We start from the raw sequence: 14,465 nt of genomic DNA, 5'->3' as shown, positions 1-14,465 counted from the left end.
TTTTGTGAATTATATAATATAATATGCAAATTTAGCCGATAGTAGTGTACTTTTACCACCAGTACATCAAGCTTCCATTATTTGGAATGGTGAAAAAAGATAAATTAATATGCTGGCAACAGGAAGGCTACCATTATTGGCAACTAGTTTACTTGATGGCTGTGAAATACCTGTCCAACTTACAGAAGTGGATTGATAATGATTGAAGAGATATAATTGAATATCAACTTCTCCCATCAAAATGACATCTATGAATCTATGCAAACTTAACTAATAACAGTAAACTGGCAGACAGATACTACTAAATAGTAGCCAGGTAATTATCTAATTTCTCTAAAATTTCCACTAAATCCTCTAATGTGAGAATTTCTTCAGATTCTTGACTAGAATAATTAGCATCAATGAGAACTTGCATTGATTCTTGGATACAGTTGGGATGATGGAGTTGCATCTCTTTGTTGTCCGTTGGTTTATATGCTCACAATAGATATAGATTGTGGAAAACTTGTGGAGATGTTGAAATTTGTGGTTCTTCAGCATATTAGCCCGTCTTCACTATGCAAAAAACTTTATTTCATCTCGCTTTCCCCGTCAGCAATATTCACCAAACCAAAGCCTATTATGTTGATGGCTTGGGTTGCATACCCGGAAGAGAAAACCCTCACGCCCTTATTCTCAATCTCTACGGTCATCAGCTTGTAGCCCATATTACCAAAGAATCTTTAATACCCCAACCTGGTATTTATCCCCGACATTTTGGGTTAATTTTTACAGATGAACAAGATTGGCAACAATTATTAGAAAGAGCGCACATCAAACAGCTAACTTTTAGAGAAGAAGGCAAAAACCGCTTTGTTGGTTCTTCCCTAGAGCATAAAACTTTCTTTCTAGAAGATCCTTTCTATAACTTAATGGAATTTAAGTATTATCGCTATCCAGAGGCGATTTTTGGGAGTTCTGAGCATATTCTGATTGGCGAAACTTAAACTAAAGTAATTAACTACGCTAATACGTAATTAATTGGTTCTGTGAAAGTTTCTGCGACTATTGCTAGAGTCCGATGATCTGTTAACATCCAAGGGTGGAATGCAACTGGTAAGATAACTTCCTTACCTAATGACATTTGTGAACTTGTCGCAGGTACAATCATCAAATCATAAGGTGTCCATATAGATGTAAAATTTAACTGTTTTAACATCTCGACATCAAAATTCAAATTCTCAAGCAAAGAACTATCGGGACGCATTTGCACACAACCCGGAAGCCAAGAACCGTAAGCCATCATAGTTCCTTGGTGGGGAGATGATATGGTAATAAAACGCTGGACTTTATCTATTCCCCCCAAACGTTGGATGTAATAGCGACTAACAATTCCACCCATGCTAAAGCCTAGTAAATCTAATGGTTGTTCTGGTGCAAAAGTAGCAGCTACATAATCAGCTACCTGCTGTGCTAACTTATCCAGAACCTCAGATCCATTGTTAGGCAACAAATCTAGGGTATAAACAGACCAGCCTCTTTGTCTGAGGTAGAACGCCATTCTATTAAAAACTGCGCCTGTGTCATTAATACCATGTACTAATAAAATGGGATTGCGCTGTTGTAGATCAGTGTTCATCAGATTTTCTAGCATCAATTCTGTAGAAAATATAACTGAGTAGCATATCCACTTGCAAACGAGCTATGACAGTTTTTGTAGGTAACTAGTGATTGTTAATTTTTATTAAGTAAAGTCTCAGAATCTTGCTCCTCGTTACATTAAAATTTAATAATTAGTTCGCAGTATTTACAAGTTGCCAGTAGTTGTAATGAGGTGATAACAGTTGCCCTATAGTGTGACTACAATTTGATAAGTAGAAATGTGTAGGGATTCTTACCGGAAGCAATTATGGCAACAAAATGTAACATTCTACTGCAATAATTAATAATTACGTTGATATTGCAAGATATTTAAACACAGGAGAAATTGTCATGTTTGGATTTATCAAAAATTTAATCGCGGGAATTGTGGGTTTTATTACTGGACTGTTTGCCAAGAAAGACAATGGTTACTACTTACAACTAAAAGAAGAAGCGACTGAAGCTAAACCAGTCGCAACTAAAGCTAAAGCAGAACCAGCTAAAGCACCAGCAGCCAAAGCTAAACCAGTAGCAACTAAAGCTACAGCAGAACCAGCTAAAGCACCAGCAGCCAAAGCAGAACCAGCTAAAGCAGCAGTACCAACTGAGACTACCTTTGCACCCAAGTATTTAGTTCCTTCCTCTTCTAATGGTCGTCGCCGTCCTGGAGCTAATATGAACACCTATCTAGATATGGCGCGTCAGGTGAAAACTCCTGGATAAATTTGGCGATAGGGCAATAATAATTCATTTTGGGATTGACGATTTCAGATTGATTCTTTGCTTGAAAATGGCTTAATCAAATCCTTTCTAGATTAGGCATTTTGAATTATTTAATCCCAAATCTCAAATCTCAAATTTTGTTTTTATTTCCATGCCCTGTCAATTTATTGATGTATTTTTAAGAAATACAATTCCACTGTATAAGTGAAATGCTGAATCCCAATTGCTTTGCTCTCGCCGGAATAAGTGAATGTGAGAGGGAATTTGATTCAGCATTTCTGATTGATCTAATACTGTTTCTCCAAAAGACTTGAACTCTGACCAAACCTTGACTTGTGGTAGTTGATGTTCCAGCCAGTTGATCAAATTATTCCAGTTGATTCTAATTGTGTTTTGATTGGCTTGGGGTGTAATTTCTAAACCTTGCTGAAATTCATAGCCTTGGTCATAAATTCGCAAAATGCTATTTCTTTTAGGTAAATGTAAATCACAGAATTGGGCATAGTCTTGAGTTTGGGTTTTGCGTTCTAGTTGACGACGGGCATTAACATCTACAACCTGTTCAAAAATTGGTAACAGCCCGACAACTCTATCTGTGACTTCTGACCAGTCAAAACTGAACGAACCAATTTGATTTTCTACATTGCGACAAATAACAGTGGGTTTTGGTTGCAATTCTGAGAAATATTGAACTTGAAATACTTGAATTTGCTGAATTTGTGGAATTGTCAACCAGAAGCAGGGAATTCCCGCCTGCTGTATCTGTGTGCCATAAAATTGAAGTTCACCTACTTTTCCGTTGCGGTATACTCTCCAAGTACGACTTGGTAGTATTAACCTAGCTGTGTAGGAGTCTATCTGCATAATCAGGGCTAGTTTTGGCGCAGCTATGGTTTTTAGTTCGTTACTAATGGGTTCTAATACTAATATTCCCTGTTCGGTGTTAGTTGGTTCTGCTGTGGCTTGGGAAATAGCTCTTTGTTTTTCTTCTTGCTTGATTTCTTCGAGACGCTGCAAACCTTGACGTGCTTGTGCCAATATTTTGTTATGGCTTGTCAGCCGCATTAGTTGGCGATAAGTTTTTTCTGCTTGCTGACGCTTTCCAGAAACTTCATGTAAGCGACCTAGATAAAGTTGTACCCAAGGATTTTCTGGGGATTCTTTGAGTAAGGGTTTGAGTAATGTGGCTGCGGTTTGATAGTCTTTGCGTTCAAAGGCAGCGGTGACTTCTTCCAGCATGATTTTTAATGACTCTGAATGGATGTCTCGCGCTAAGAAGCAAAGAAAAGTGTTACCGTTTTGCGTGAGATATATCCTTTATAGTTCACAAGCAGACGCAATTAATGATACGGCAACAATTGGCGCGGTGACTGCCCGTAAGATGCGACGACCAAGGGAAATAGGCTGAAATTTTGCCTGTTGTGCTAGTTCAATTTCTTGATCTGTCCATCCTCCTTCTGGGCCTGTAGCGATCGCAATTTCTCCAGATAAGTTATTATTTATTACCTTTGCTAAATGTAGATAGTGACCACGCGCTTCACAAATAAAACGCTGATGAGCGTTACATTCGTTGATAGCCTTACTAAAAGCTATAGGTTCTAAGATGGTTGGGACAAATGAACGCTCTGATTGTTCCGCTGCTTCGGCTGCAATGCGTCGCCAGCGTTCAAGTTTTTGAGGACTAGGATTGAGTAAAGTGCGATCGCTCAAAATCGGTATAATACAAGCTACACCCAACTCTGTACAACACCGGACAATATCATCAAAGCCATTTCCTTTTGGTAAAGCCACCATCAAAGTTATAGATATAGGTAACTCGGTTTCCACTTGTAAGGCTTCTAAAACCTGTCCTTGTTCCCCTACTACCTGCGCTAACCACCATTTACCCATGCCATCCATTGCAATAAATTTATCCCCCTCCCGTAACCGTAAAACCCGCAATAAATAATGTTGTTGTTGGGATGTAAATGAAATTTGTCCTTGTTGAAGTTGGGCTGGATGAATAGTAATGCGTTGGAGTTGAGACATAATCTGTCTGAATCAGGATTTACAAGATTTAAGGATTTACAGGATAATGATTTTTGTTTTAAGGACAGAATAGGCATCACCATTCTAAAACATAAATTTTATACTTTATGATCATAATATGGCATTATTTATTAAGATATAAACTTGAGAAAATAGATATTAGTGCCAGGAAGTTAAGTGTGAAAACAAATAATCTTTTGTGTAGAAACTTTCTCATAATTGCTGCATCATTTATAGTGTTAATTGCTATATTCTCGCCCCAAGCCTTAGCTGATAAAATGATGCCACACTGGAGTTATGTCGGCATAGATAATGCAACCGCATGGGGTAAACTCAGTTCTGATTTTGAGCTTTGTGAACTGGGAAAATATCAATCTCCCATCAATATCAATAATGCCGTAGAAGGAACTCCTGTAAATATGGAGTTCAATTATAAATCGACACCTTTATCAGTCGTTAATAATGGTCACACTATCCAAGTAAATTACAATCCAGGTAGTACTATTAAAATCAACGGTGAAGAATATGAACTCCTCCAGTTTCATTTTCACACCCCAAGTGAACATACTATTGATGATCAAGCATCAGCTATGGAAATGCACTTGGTACACCGTAATGCAAACGGACAACTAGCAGTTGTGGGAGTGATGATCAAGAAAGGAGTAGTTAATCCCTTAATTGATCTAATTTGGATGAATATTCCTGCTGTGGGACAAAACAATATTGTCAAAACTTCCCCTATCAATGTGGGCAATTTATTACCTAATAGTAAAGAATATTTCAGCTATACTGGCTCACTAACTACCCCACCGTGCAGTGAAAATGTTAAATGGAATGTGCTGATAAAACCAATTCAAGTCTCAGAAGAGCAAATTGCAACTTTTAAAAGTTTATATCAAGTGAATGCGCGTCCAGTGCAACCTATCAATAGTAGGAGAATAGAGTTTCACGGAAAATAGGTGGAATTTTTTTACTCCAGATTTTGTATTTGTCTGATATGGCTACGCCACGCTTCGCTATCAGACAACAAAAATACTGGACATCATCCGTCTAAGGAAAAAAATCACTATTGAGGATATCTTCAGGGCTGAAAGGACATTGTTCCGGGAAAACTTCACTAAGCAAACCTGTTTTTTGAATTGCTTGTTTTCTGGCTTTGAGATAAACTGAATCTAAACAGTTAAGAAAATAGTTGTAAAGTGTTTGAGAACGACAAGAAAATTCTAATTCATCTCGAAAATTAGAAATCTCATTTTTCCAACCTCGCTGACAAAATTCTTTTTCAGTTTCCCAATAACGATAAAGTAAAAGATGAATTAATAATTGTTTGAGATAACTTTCTACTTTTCGTCTTTGTTCAATTCCCAAAGCTTCTATTTCTTCTGCTAAATGTTGCCAATCTAGATTTTCAATATCTTTATTTTGTATTTGCTGGAGAGTTGTTTCTACCCATAAATAATAATCTTCTTCATAAAGGGTAGGTTGAATAGAAGGGACTATTTTTGTAGTCATACCTTATCCCTCAGATAACATAATTAGACCAATTTTAACATAAATTGTCTGAATCAGGATTTACAGGATTTAAGGATGTACAGGATGAGGATTTTTGGGAGCGTCCCAATTTCACAAAACATCTCAAAAGAGATTTTTATCAAACCCTATTTATATAGCAATCCTATTTGAGTTGAGAACTTATCGGTGATAATGTAGCGTGACGTAAGGGACTTCCAGAAAATAAATGATCTCATGTTGTAGGGTAGGCATCCTGCCTGCCCTTGATAATTAGCGGGCAAGATGCCCGCACCACAAGAAATATTTGTATATTTTTTTATTTGGAAGTCCCTAAGTCATGGGAAGGGAACTCTTAACAGAAGTGTTCATGAATCATTTAGGACTGCTATATACAAGGTGGGCATTGCCCACCCTACTTTGCACTTTTATCTGCGGGTTACTACAGATTTTGGAAGTACTTATCTAGCGCATCATGTACCAAATCAGTCATTGGTCGATTTTGCTTTTCCGCTGTTTCCTTGAGATGTAAATACACATCATCTCTCAGACTTACCCGATGGCGTGATTTACCGCTACTGGTGGGTTCTCCGGGTGTATAGGTGGCTGAAAATTCGCGGATAGCATCAAAACCCATGCGATCGCAAAAATCACCAAAACTCTCTTTCCCTTTGCGGAATTTTTTGAAGTAGATAAATATCGGTTCTAGGAAGCTCTCTATATCATTGTCATGCAATTTCTCAATGATAGGTTGAGCTAAACGCGTTTGATCTGGTGAACCACCTAACCAAACTTGATAGGATTCTGGCGCACTGCCCACAAAACCCAATTCAGCCATGTAAGGACGAGCGCAACCGTTAGGGCAACCGGTCATCCTTACCACAAAATGGTCTTTTTGTAAACCTAATTTATCTAATAAAGCGCGGATTCTGTCTAAAATTCCTGGAATTGCTCTTTCAGATTCGGTAATTGCCAATCCGCAGGTAGGTAAAGCGGGACAAGCCATAGCAAAGCGAGTTAAGGCTGCTATTTGGCTGGGGTCAGCAACAATACCACAACGGTCAAGAATCTCTTGAATGGCTGCTTTGTCTTCTGGGGCAATTTCGTAAAATAGCAGATTTTGGTTGCCTGTCAGTCGAATGGGGAGGTTAAATTTCTCAACTATTTCCCGTAAGGCGGTTTTTAGTTGGAATGCACCTTCATCTTTAACCCGACCGTTTTCAATAGAAATACCCAAAAACAGTTTACCGTCGCCTTGTTCATTCCAGCCTAAAAAGTCCTGATATTTGAACTTGGGTAAGGTTTTAAAAGGTTCGACAGTTTTGCCAAAATATTCTTCTACTTGGGTGCGGAATTTGTCTACACCCCAATCATTGATTAAATATTTTAACCGAGCGTGTCGTCGGTCAGTGCGATCGCCATAATCTCTCTGAGTAGCGACAATAGCCTTGACGAGATTATAAACATCATCCTTGGCTACATAGCAAATGGGATCAGCAACTCTGGCAAAGGTTTCTTCTTTATTATGTGTTCTTCCTAAACCACCACCAGCAAAGACATCAAACCCTTGCAATTCGCCTTTTTTATTGGTGATGACAACCAAAGTCAAATCTTGGGAATATAAATCAACGGAATTATCACCCGGAACCGTGACGCAAATTTTAAATTTGCGAGGCATATAGTGAGTTCCATAGATTGGTTCTACGGAATCATGAACAATAGTACCGTTACCATTACTTTGTCGTGCAGCTTTGACATCTGGATGTTCTTCTGCACTAATTGCTTTTTCCCCATCTAACCAAATTTCATAATAAGCGCCAGTTTGGGGAGAGAGTAAATCAGCAATATTTTGGGCATATTCCCAAGCATATTCATATTCTGGACGATTTTTTAAAGGGGCTGGGGGAGCCATGACGTTACGGTTAATGTCACCACAAGCGCCTAAAGTTGAACCTAAATTTTGGACAATAGTAGCGATCGCTGCCTTCAGATTCTTTTTCAGGATACCATGTACCTGAAATCCTTGGCGAGTCGTAGCTCTGAGCGTATGATTACCATATTCATCAGCCAGTTGATCCAAAGCCAAATACAGCTGCGGTGGTACTAACCCACCAGGATTTTTTGTCCGCAGCATAAACTGATAATCTTTTTCTTGTCCTTTCGCGCGATTATCACGGTTATCTTGTTGATAAGATCCGTGAAACTTGAGAATCTGGATTGCATCTTCACTAAAGTGAGTTGTGTCCTGGAGAATCTCAGTAGCTACAGGTTCACGCAAAAAATTACTATTTTCTTTGATACCTTCTACTTTGGAAGGCTTGCGGTTGCTAACGGGGGAAGGAGCAGAGTTAACCATTACAGTAGTATGTTTGTCAATAATGCATCAGTTAAAGCTGAATTAGGAATTTATAGCAACGGACAACGAGGTTAGGACATCAAGCGTATTAATGAAACTCCGTCCACAACAGGGTTTTACTCCTGACTCCTGACTCCTGATTCCTGACTCCTGCTATAACAGTACCTTTTCAGCTATGAGAACACCCAAAATTCGGTCGGAATTATGAAGAATAATCTAATTTTAACATGGCAAAACGCTGGCTTTATCAGTGATTTAACACTTGATAAAACCAGCACTTAGTAAATAGGTGTAATTTAACACGATATAACTTACTTTTTACCTGTTGACATATAAACATATCTGTGAGTTTTGCCAACAGCGATCATGACTTTAAATTGCACAAATTTACTCAATGTATTGTATCAGTCTCATCCTGCAATTTCCCCCCAGAGACAAATTTAGCAATCAATTGGAGTAAATTTCCTTTCTACCTAAAGCGATAGCCAAGACCACCATTAATGCTCACAGCAGAAGCATCACTATTTTGGTAAGCTTTGAGTCCAACTTTAGCATTAGTGTAGACAAGGAAGTTTTTGGCAACTTCAGATTCTACTCCAGCACCTACAACTACAGAATCTCTATTACCCAAAGGTGTTGGCTTACCATCTGCCTCTACAAAAGAATAGCCACCAGTGATAAAGGCATTGGTTTTATTAGCAATGGGTACATCTAAAGAAACTTCAGGAATGATAGCAGTTGTTTCATCACTCCAGAGGACATTACCGCGTGCGGAAAAGGGAGTATTTCCTAATTTCACACGGCCTGTGATATTTCCGCCTAAGGTAGCAGCATCGTTATTTTGACCGCCATTGGTAACACCAGCCGCTACACCAGCACCAATATAACTAGCATCAGTACCCTTTTGTGTTTCAGCAGCAGCTTTACCAACTGTAAGAAATGCTGGGGCAATTACTAAAGAAGATAAAGCAGAAATGGTGAGTAAAGACTTGAGTAAACGTTTCATAATTTTGACCAAATTTTAGAAGTTTTACTGTTAAATTGAAAGTCGAATATTCAGATAAAAAAGTTCCAGAGAAGTTTCTAATTTGCTGAAATCCTGATTGCTATTGATGCAATATATTTAGGATTAAGTGATTCAGCCAGTTTTGCATCGACAGTTATAATTACACAGGCATATTTTAGCATTCCAGATTATAAATTTAAGTTTTGAAAAGTTTGGGAAATTTCCTTGGAGATGAAATCATGATCCCTGCAAAAATATTATCAGGTTTGATGGGTGTATGTGTCGGAGATGCCTTGGGTGTACCTGTGGAGTTCACTAGCCGGGCTGAACGCAAGATATCTCCGGTGACAACTATGTTGGGTTATGGTACGTGGAATCAGCCAGCGGGAACTTGGTCAGATGACAGTTCACTAACTTTGTGTTTGGCCGAATGTCTTTGTGAGGGATTTTCACTTTTAGCGATCGCCAATTCTTTCTGGCGTTGGTACAAGGAAGGTTACTGGGCTGCTCATGGTCAAGTCTTCGATATTGGTAGCACGACAAGACAAGCTATTATGAATTGGCATCAGGGAGCTTCACCTCTAAAAGCAGGTGGTACTAGTGAAAAAAATAATGGTAATGGTTCTTTAATGCGAATTTTGCCAATGGCTTATTTTTATCAGTCCTTAAATTTCCGGGAATTGATAGAGCGTGTGCATCAAGTTTCTTGCATCACTCATGCCCATATCCGTTCTCAAATGGCCTGTGGCATTTATATTAGTATTGCGATAGAGCTATTGGCAGGTTTGGAACCTAAAGCAGCTTATTTACAAGGATTAAGCAAAATTCAGCCTCTTTATTCTGGCAGTGAATATATTTTAGAAAAACCCCATTTTGATAGAGTTTTTAGTGGTGAAATTGCCAAAATACCTATAGAAGAGATTAATTCTGGTGGTTATGTGGTTGATACTTTAGAGGCAGCTTTGTGGTGTTTGTTAAATACCTCTGCTTATGCCGAAGCAGTTCTCAAAGCTGTTAATTTAGGCGGAGATACAGATACTACTGCGGCAGTAACTGGTGGTTTGGCAGGAATTTATCACGGTGTGGAAAATATTCCTCACGAATGGATTGACCAAATTGCCCGTAAACAGGACATCATTGACCTAGCAAATCGTTTGGCTAAGGCTGTTGATAGTGAACGAGAAATTGGCAATTGAAGAAATAAACTCTTTCCTCAATTGCCAATTCACTGTAAATAGGGCTGACTACTGACAAAAATACTATAGCCAGTGAGTATTTTCATCAACTCTCATAGTCTGTCAAGAAAACTTTGAGGGTTTGTTCACAGGAAGATAAATTCTACTCTCTACCTGCTCCTCTGCTTGTCTGCACCTGCAATTTCTGGGTTAGTAGGACTAAACCAAAGATAGGGAGTAGACTTGACCATCAATCAACAGTCGGGTGATGCCTTTGGCTTGGAGATGGGTACTAGCCTTGTGCAGCATTCTACTGTCAGGAACTTTAATCACGCGATCGCGCTTAGTAGAGAAACGCTTGGCTACTCGGTGATTATCAAACACTGGTAGAGTTTTCTGTTGGTTTTCGATGGTGGGGATTGTGCCTAAGTCACCAAAATCCTTGAGTGGCCTGGTAATTAATTCCGCAGAACGGTCAATTACTAAGTAGCAAGTTTTGGGTAAATTAGCCACCGAAAAGGGTAAGACTTGGACAGGGGCTTCTCCTGGCTTACGTCTTGTGACTAAAGGTGTTGGTTCTTCGTAGTCTTCATCCTCAAAGTCCTCCTCATCTTCGTACAAATCATCATCTAAATCGTCCAAATCATCTGACTCATCTAGCAAGTCTTCGTCGAAGATATCCTCAATCAGGTTTACCGCTGGATGTTCATCCTCTAGGATGGTTCTGGGTATGCTGGGGATTTCTGGCGGCTTGTGTCGGACAATTTCGATTTCCTTGACTACTGGTTTCGGTTTTTCAGTGGCTGAGGAGCGAGTTTTCACCCTTCTAATAGCCGGAATTGGCTGGGGAAACTGCTCAGAATTAGGTTCCTCTTCTATAGCTGGCTGCTGTAGTTCAACCTTTGGCAACTTGACACGATTGCGATCGCCGGAGGCATCACTGCGATCGTTGATAGTGTCGCTGCGATCTCTTTGAGTGTCCCTATTGACTACTTCTGTTTCTATCTGTGGTTGACTACTCAACAAAGGTAACTGCTCGTAGCTTACCTGCGCTCTGCCTTCAGGGGTTCTAGCAGCACGTTTTAGAGAAACAAGGTACTCATACTCTTCTTCTGGTAAAGTACTTTTGAGCAGTCGGCTAATTGTAGAGTTGCTCACACCATAGCGTTCTGCCAAAGTCGATGTTGTTTCGGCAGTCTCTCTATATAGCTTGAGAATCTCTTGTTTGTCAGAATCTGTTAATTTTCTCACGGTAGACACCAAAATTTGTTAACTTCGTTTGCGTCCACTGGTACGCCGCTTGAGGCTCAATGATGCTTCGTATTCTAAAGCAGCGCCCATACCAAATAAAACTCCACTAAACACCCAGAACACTTCTAGTATGTCTCCACTTTGGTAATCGGGAACATAATTAGTGGCATATTTAAACCACATATCTGCAATGTAGAGCGAAAATGCCGCCGCTGCAATCATTCTCCAGGATAAAGAAACTTTTCCTCCCCAAAAGGCCAGCAGCATAATTGTCGCAATAATTAACAGCAGCACATCACTAACTACATAAAACCAATTCAAAACAAAAGTTACTTTCTGAATAAGAGTATCTAGTCCCTCGGAAGATGCTTTATTTGTCTGAGAAATCCACCAGGCGACAAAACTGCCTAATAATCCAATTGAGGTGACAATCAGCCACTGCCATTTTTCTAGATTAATTCGCCGGGAGAACAAAGCTAAAGCCATTCCTACGCCTAGGAATATATAACTCAGTACAAAAAATATATCTCCTAAAGATACTTCCGGGTCTTGTTGTAAGACCACTTCTGTATAGCCGAATATTATCCCTCCAATAAAATAAGCAATCATACCTAAGCCAATTAATAGCCAAACCTTTCGACTACTGACAATCTGGGTACTCCGCCAGTTTCTTAAGCATAAGATACCTGCACCCAAGTAAGCCAAAGCTTCAAAAATGTTTGTCCCCAAAACATACCAATCACCACGGTTTTCCGTGCCATTCGGTCCAGGTATTTTAGCGCTAAACAACAAAAAGTATAAAAGCGCCAGAATAGCCCAACCCATACCAATCAGAATTATGTTTTGAGTAGTGAAAATCGACTTAGAACGGTATGAATTGTTGTAATAGTTACTCATAAGTCTCAACTAGGTAAATGCACTCTAGCAGTATTTTTGGTGCAATTTGATGATGTGGCCAGCAGTTGATCTACTGGGTGTTACACCATTTAACACCTAAAGCAAGAGCTAATGGACAGTTTGTAATCAAATGATATCCATGCTACTGCCAAAGTTTACCTAGTGGAGATTGATTTAACCAACCGATGAATACTAATTGCTCTTCTTCTTGCATATCTTGTAACCGATCCTTTAATTGACGAGCAAAATTGGTATCACCAAAATAAGTTTTTCCTAGTCGATGCAGTTCTTCCAGGAGAATAATCACATGAGTTTCTTGCCAAGGAGGCAGTTTAGGTATTTGTGAAGGCTCAACAGTTAGCAAAGATTTCACTGACTCTGAGGAAGATATTTGGGGAAATTGCTTTTGCTGTAGTATCCCTGTTATATCTTTTTCAAATAAACTTGCTTGTCGATTACCTAATAAATCTTCGATATCCAGATAAACGGCTTGCAGCAGCACAATACTTGCTAACGTCAAAATTTCAACATTGCTATGACTACCTGTATCATTTTCTAGCTGTTCTAAGCGGATTTTGCCCCAGACGCTAAAGCGCTCTGGTTCTTCAAGCAGGACACAGGCTTTACCTCGATTGTCAGTAAGAGATCGCCACAACGCTTTGGCTTCAACCTCTTGACTAGCTTTGAAAACACTTATCAGGCGAAAGGTTTGCCCCTGATAATGGAGGATCGGCACCTGCTGATCCCGCGTTGGGTGCTGAATAGTTGAGATTTCAACATCCTGGCGTTTGAGAATAAACATGGCACTAGCAAATAACTCCTCACAGGGGCTGTTTTGACAAAAAATATGTCATGGACTTGGGCAACATAGCCGACAGTATAATTATTTATATTATGGTATGGGAGAATTAGGCATTTGCCAGATGTTTCACCAGCATACGCCATAGAGGGCATTAGTACTGATTAGTCAAATTCTTCCTTGACATCACAATATACCTGAATATCCCATATGTTTAGTTTTTAGTGTACATCTACTGATTCATGACTTGGATCTTAGTCTTGAGATTGGAAAATTTTCAATTTGATCTTGCTTGTTGCTAGGAATAAGAGATATAATGGTGTATGATGACTTTTTGGGAACCCAGAGATTACTCTTGGGCGCGTAGCTCAGTGGATAGAGCAATTGCCTTCTAAGCAATCGGTCGCAGGTTCGAGCCCTGCCGCGCTCGTTTTAAGTCTGTATAGACAACCCCCCTAGTCTAGCAGTAATTATATATCACATGGATTGCCACAGTTTTCTCTAAGGACTTTGTACCATATCCAAATTGCTTACAGAAGTAGAGGTTAGTAAAAACAAAGCTGCTTTTTGGGCTATAGCTTCCGAAAGTTTAACCTGATTGATAGTAACTAAGCCTTCGTTAACGAATGAATCTCTCACCAAGGCTTTTTCTCCACTATTAAAAGAAGTTTCATAAAACACTTCTTTGATGCCAGCAGAGATGATTAACTTTAAACAAGATAGACAAGGTTCCAATGTGACATAAATACTAGATCCATCTGTAGATATACCATATTTTGCAGCTTGGGCGATCGCATTTGCTTCCGCGTGTACAGCCCTTGATGGTAATGTTTTGCTGGCATCGCAGCTACTTAAACCTGGATAACAATATCTCTGAGTGGTACAATGAGCCGAACCGGATGGTGAACCATTGTAACCTGTAGCTACGATTTGCTTATTTTTAACAATTACAGCACCCACTGGAAAAGCAAGACAAGTTGAGCGAGTTGCTGCTAATTTAGCCAACATTAGGAAATATTCATCCCAAGTCGGTCTTTGATAGTATTCCTCAGATAAACAAATATCTTGCATCGTGTTTCTATTTTAAACTTTACTATACTA

At 39.3% G+C, this 14,465-nt stretch carries 15 protein-coding genes and 1 tRNA gene; 5 read left to right on the top strand and 11 right to left on the bottom strand.

Translation table 11 applies throughout. From position 1 onward, the window contains the following. Nucleotides 1-301 precede the first annotated feature (301 nt). Nucleotides 302-451: a hypothetical protein gene (locus ACSQ6I_RS13060; RefSeq protein WP_438890748.1), complete on the bottom strand. Its 150-nt coding sequence runs from the start codon at nucleotides 449-451 to the stop codon at nucleotides 302-304. A 106-nt stretch (nucleotides 452-557) separates the two neighbouring features. Here ACSQ6I_RS13060 and ACSQ6I_RS13055 point away from each other — a divergent pair, with 106 nt between their 5' ends. Then, the gene (locus ACSQ6I_RS13055) at nucleotides 558-986 is read left to right on the top strand and encodes a VOC family protein (RefSeq protein WP_438890747.1); all 429 of its coding nucleotides are present in this window, start codon (nucleotides 558-560) and stop codon (nucleotides 984-986) included. A 14-nt stretch (nucleotides 987-1,000) separates the two neighbouring features. Here the strand turns inward: ACSQ6I_RS13055 and ACSQ6I_RS13050 are convergent, their stop codons facing one another. Beyond that, a complete protein-coding gene (locus ACSQ6I_RS13050) occupies nucleotides 1,001-1,618 on the bottom strand; it encodes an esterase/lipase family protein (protein WP_438890746.1) in 618 nt (205 codons plus the stop codon). A gap of 353 nt (nucleotides 1,619-1,971) precedes the next feature. Between ACSQ6I_RS13050 and ACSQ6I_RS13045 the strand changes: the two genes are divergently transcribed. Then, nucleotides 1,972-2,343: a hypothetical protein gene (locus ACSQ6I_RS13045; RefSeq protein ID WP_438890745.1), complete on the top strand. Its 372-nt coding sequence runs from the start codon at nucleotides 1,972-1,974 to the stop codon at nucleotides 2,341-2,343. 159 nt (nucleotides 2,344-2,502) lie between these two features. Here ACSQ6I_RS13045 and ACSQ6I_RS13040 read toward each other — a convergent pair whose 3' ends face one another. Together ACSQ6I_RS13040 and ACSQ6I_RS13035 are read right to left on the bottom strand one after the other, a co-directional pair. Further along, entirely contained in the window at nucleotides 2,503-3,582 is a 1,080-nt protein-coding gene (locus ACSQ6I_RS13040) for a tetratricopeptide repeat protein (protein WP_438890744.1), read from the bottom strand. Between the two features lie 78 nt (nucleotides 3,583-3,660). Next, nucleotides 3,661-4,371: a 16S rRNA (uracil(1498)-N(3))-methyltransferase gene (locus ACSQ6I_RS13035; RefSeq protein WP_438890743.1), complete on the bottom strand. Its 711-nt coding sequence runs from the start codon at nucleotides 4,369-4,371 to the stop codon at nucleotides 3,661-3,663. Nucleotides 4,372-4,550: 179 nt separating this feature from the next. Between ACSQ6I_RS13035 and ACSQ6I_RS13030 the strand changes: the two genes are divergently transcribed. Beyond that, entirely contained in the window at nucleotides 4,551-5,330 is a 780-nt protein-coding gene (locus ACSQ6I_RS13030) for a carbonic anhydrase (RefSeq protein WP_438890742.1), read from the top strand. A gap of 91 nt (nucleotides 5,331-5,421) precedes the next feature. Here ACSQ6I_RS13030 and ACSQ6I_RS13025 read toward each other — a convergent pair whose 3' ends face one another. The 3 genes from ACSQ6I_RS13025 to ACSQ6I_RS13015 form a co-directional block, all read right to left on the bottom strand. Further along, a complete protein-coding gene (locus tag ACSQ6I_RS13025) occupies nucleotides 5,422-5,883 on the bottom strand; it encodes a DUF29 domain-containing protein (RefSeq protein WP_438890741.1) in 462 nt (153 codons plus the stop codon). A 439-nt stretch (nucleotides 5,884-6,322) separates the two neighbouring features. After that, nucleotides 6,323-8,236, bottom strand: a complete 1,914-nt coding sequence (gene sir / locus ACSQ6I_RS13020; protein ID WP_438890740.1) for a sulfite reductase, ferredoxin dependent — start codon at nucleotides 8,234-8,236, stop codon at nucleotides 6,323-6,325. A gap of 469 nt (nucleotides 8,237-8,705) precedes the next feature. Continuing rightward, on the bottom strand, nucleotides 8,706-9,242 hold the full coding sequence (locus tag ACSQ6I_RS13015) for an outer membrane beta-barrel protein (RefSeq protein ID WP_015217526.1): 537 nt from the start codon (nucleotides 9,240-9,242) through the stop codon (nucleotides 8,706-8,708). Nucleotides 9,243-9,481: 239 nt separating this feature from the next. Here ACSQ6I_RS13015 and ACSQ6I_RS13010 point away from each other — a divergent pair, with 239 nt between their 5' ends. Next, nucleotides 9,482-10,438 (top strand): ADP-ribosylglycohydrolase family protein, encoded by a 957-nt coding sequence (locus tag ACSQ6I_RS13010; protein WP_438890739.1) that lies wholly within the window; start codon nucleotides 9,482-9,484, stop codon nucleotides 10,436-10,438. 198 nt (nucleotides 10,439-10,636) lie between these two features. Here ACSQ6I_RS13010 and ACSQ6I_RS13005 read toward each other — a convergent pair whose 3' ends face one another. The 3 genes from ACSQ6I_RS13005 to ACSQ6I_RS12995 all read right to left on the bottom strand — a co-directional run bounded on the left by ACSQ6I_RS13005 (nucleotide 10,637) and on the right by ACSQ6I_RS12995 (nucleotide 13,367). Then, a complete protein-coding gene (locus ACSQ6I_RS13005; RefSeq protein WP_438890738.1) occupies nucleotides 10,637-11,668 on the bottom strand; it encodes a transposase in 1,032 nt (343 codons plus the stop codon). Between the two features lie 18 nt (nucleotides 11,669-11,686). Beyond that, nucleotides 11,687-12,565 carry a hypothetical protein gene (locus ACSQ6I_RS13000; RefSeq protein WP_438890737.1) on the bottom strand — a complete coding sequence of 293 codons (879 nt, stop codon included), beginning with the start codon at nucleotides 12,563-12,565 and terminating at the stop codon, nucleotides 11,687-11,689. A gap of 142 nt (nucleotides 12,566-12,707) precedes the next feature. Next, nucleotides 12,708-13,367, bottom strand: a complete 660-nt coding sequence (locus ACSQ6I_RS12995; protein WP_438890736.1) for an Npun_F0813 family protein — start codon at nucleotides 13,365-13,367, stop codon at nucleotides 12,708-12,710. A 354-nt stretch (nucleotides 13,368-13,721) separates the two neighbouring features. Between ACSQ6I_RS12995 and ACSQ6I_RS12990 the strand changes: the two genes are divergently transcribed. Continuing rightward, nucleotides 13,722-13,794, top strand: a tRNA-Arg gene (locus ACSQ6I_RS12990). 71 nt (nucleotides 13,795-13,865) lie between these two features. Here ACSQ6I_RS12990 and ACSQ6I_RS12985 read toward each other — a convergent pair. After that, a complete protein-coding gene (locus ACSQ6I_RS12985) occupies nucleotides 13,866-14,435 on the bottom strand; it encodes a deoxycytidylate deaminase (protein WP_438890735.1) in 570 nt (189 codons plus the stop codon). Nucleotides 14,436-14,465 lie beyond the last annotated feature (30 nt).

Origin of the sequence: Anabaena sp. WFMT, from assembly GCF_051781005.1 — a bacterium.
In the GTDB taxonomy this organism is placed as follows: Bacteria; Cyanobacteriota; Cyanobacteriia; order Cyanobacteriales; family Nostocaceae; genus Anabaena.
The sequence above is the reverse complement of the archived record's forward strand: the minus strand, read 5'-3'. Positions and strand labels throughout refer to the sequence as shown.

Excerpts from the sequence above, each read along its gene's own strand:
- ACSQ6I_RS13060 (WP_438890748.1), bottom strand. The coding sequence starts at position 451 with ATGCAACTCCATCATCCCAACTGTATCCAAGAATCAATGCAAGTTCTC.
- ACSQ6I_RS13055 (WP_438890747.1), top strand. The coding sequence starts at position 558 with ATGCAAAAAACTTTATTTCATCTCGCTTTCCCCGTCAGCAATATTCAC.
- ACSQ6I_RS13050 (WP_438890746.1), bottom strand. The coding sequence starts at position 1,618 with ATGAACACTGATCTACAACAGCGCAATCCCATTTTATTAGTACATGGT.
- ACSQ6I_RS13045 (WP_438890745.1), top strand. The coding sequence starts at position 1,972 with ATGTTTGGATTTATCAAAAATTTAATCGCGGGAATTGTGGGTTTTATT.
- ACSQ6I_RS13040 (WP_438890744.1), bottom strand. The coding sequence starts at position 3,582 with ATGCTGGAAGAAGTCACCGCTGCCTTTGAACGCAAAGACTATCAAACC.
- ACSQ6I_RS13035 (WP_438890743.1), bottom strand. The coding sequence starts at position 4,371 with ATGTCTCAACTCCAACGCATTACTATTCATCCAGCCCAACTTCAACAA.
- ACSQ6I_RS13025 (WP_438890741.1), bottom strand. The coding sequence starts at position 5,883 with ATGACTACAAAAATAGTCCCTTCTATTCAACCTACCCTTTATGAAGAA.
- sir (WP_438890740.1), bottom strand. The coding sequence starts at position 8,236 with ATGGTTAACTCTGCTCCTTCCCCCGTTAGCAACCGCAAGCCTTCCAAA.
- ACSQ6I_RS13015 (WP_015217526.1), bottom strand. The coding sequence starts at position 9,242 with ATGAAACGTTTACTCAAGTCTTTACTCACCATTTCTGCTTTATCTTCT.
- ACSQ6I_RS13010 (WP_438890739.1), top strand. The coding sequence starts at position 9,482 with ATGATCCCTGCAAAAATATTATCAGGTTTGATGGGTGTATGTGTCGGA.
- ACSQ6I_RS13000 (WP_438890737.1), bottom strand. The coding sequence starts at position 12,565 with ATGAGTAACTATTACAACAATTCATACCGTTCTAAGTCGATTTTCACT.
- ACSQ6I_RS12995 (WP_438890736.1), bottom strand. The coding sequence starts at position 13,367 with ATGTTTATTCTCAAACGCCAGGATGTTGAAATCTCAACTATTCAGCAC.
- ACSQ6I_RS12985 (WP_438890735.1), bottom strand. The coding sequence starts at position 14,435 with ATGCAAGATATTTGTTTATCTGAGGAATACTATCAAAGACCGACTTGG.